Annotated in this window: 1 protein-coding gene; it reads right to left on the bottom strand. The window is 54.2% G+C overall.

Annotation, left to right across the window (positions count from 1 at the left end):
• Positions 1-347: 347 nt before the first annotated feature.
• A partial coding sequence (locus tag C5F48_RS23425) for a putative bifunctional diguanylate cyclase/phosphodiesterase (protein WP_181247767.1) occupies positions 348-1,898 on the bottom strand: 1,551 nt, incomplete at its 5' end.

Raw genomic sequence — 1,898 nt, forward strand, 5'->3', positions numbered from 1 at the left:
TGCCCGCGCTCGCCGACACAAATTATCACCATGATAAGTTGCTTGATTGACGTCTTCCTGTCAACCACCCTTCCTGGCCTTGAATGAAGGATCCTGAACTACGACGCAGAAGTCGGATTACAGATAAAATCGCGTCCTCCTTGATCTCTCGCCCATCATGAGGATTCATCGGCAGTCGTTTCGTGTCCAGTTTTCATGTGAGCAAAGACCCGCGCCGCCGGATTTCAATGACACAGTGAGCAAAAGATCTACGTGGCCCCAAGCCTGAGCACGCGGAGACGCTGACCGGCTGCAATGGCGCGCTCGCAGATCTATTGGTAGCGAAGGGCTACGACTGAGCCATACACTCACATGTTCTCTGGTCGGTGGAGAGCGAAACCTTGCCCAAAATCGACGCCGAGCGCCTTGAGGTGAGATATCATTTCGGGGCGTTCTACGGATTCTGCTATCACTTTCATGTTCATCGCATGGGCCACTTTGGTTATCGCCTCGACGATAATAAAGCTTACACGCTGATCAAAGACCGTCCTGATGAACTCCCCGTCTATCTTGATATACTGAACGGGCAACTTATTCAGGTAGCCGAACGAAGCCATCCCGCTTCCGAAATCGTCCAAGGCGAACTTGAAGCCCAGGCTGGTCAAGCTCAGCATCGCGTCTACGGTGCGCTCAATATGCGAGAGAGCGGCAGTCTCGGTGATTTCGAAGCAGATCCCAGCAGCGCAAACAAGCGGGTGGGCAAGCAGCGCCTCTCTTATAAAGCAGGGAAAGCCGGAAGCGCTCAATGTGATTCCCGAGATGTTGATAAAATATGTTCGTCTCAGCGCTGCGCTTGGCGGTTGGGCCTGAATGTAAGAAAAGACCTTCGTGATGATGTGGCGATCAAGATCTTCAATCAGCCCGAACCGCTCGGCGGCCGGAATGAATCCTGCCGGCCCCAAGATACCTCCCATAGGATCGCGAATGCGCGCCAGAACCTCAAAGATGCTCCTATCCAACCCACTGTCATCGTGAAGATCTACAATTCTCTGAACATGCAGAACCACCCGGTCTTGCAGCATGGCCTCTGTCAGCCGCGTGATGCTGTCCAAGTCGGTCTGTTGGCGCCGGATATCTTCGTCCGAAGGTAGGCTCACCTGCACGCGATTCCTTCCTGCTTCTTTTGCAATGAAGCTGGCCGCATCCGCAAGCGACAGAGCGGTCTCGAAAGACAAGCCTGTCGCTCCCCCGAAACTGGCGATCCCGACGCTGAGCGTGACTCCGTAGTGTTTGCCCTCCCAAACGAGCCTGAGCTCCTTGATCGCAACCCGCAGGCGGTTGCCGAACTCCGTCGCGGCGCCTGGAGAGCAGTTCTGACGGACAATCGCAAATTCGTCGCCCCCTAGACGAGCAAGGATATCACCGGATGAGACGCAATGAGATCTTAGGAGGTCCGCAACCTGGAGTAAGAGACTATCTCCCGCCGCATGACCGCATCGATCATTTATCAGCTTGAAGTGATCGATATCAAGATAGAGAACTGCGTGAGGTCCAGGCCAGGACAACTCCTGCATTCTGCGGGCGAATTCTCGTCGATTCGGAAGACCGGTAAGGAAATCGTGCGCAGCTTGGTGTGCAACTTCTTGCGCCAAGATGAACGCTTCGGTCACATCATTTCCTTGGACAAAAATGCCAGTGACATTTTCTTCATCGTCAAGCATGGGTTGATAGATCAGGTCGATGTAGCGCTGCTCCAGATCCCCCTCTGGGACGCGCTGCAGAAGAATTGGCAGGGCGCGCCCGACGAAAGGAGTGGAAGTCGAGTACACTCTATCTAGTATCTCCAGAAATCCCTGGGCAATGACCTCAGGCAGAACCTGGGATAGGCCTTTGCCAACGATCTCTCTATGACCGACCAG

It is taken from the genome of Cereibacter changlensis JA139, assembly GCF_003034985.1.
In the GTDB taxonomy this organism is placed as follows: Bacteria; Pseudomonadota; Alphaproteobacteria; order Rhodobacterales; family Rhodobacteraceae; genus Cereibacter; species Cereibacter changlensis.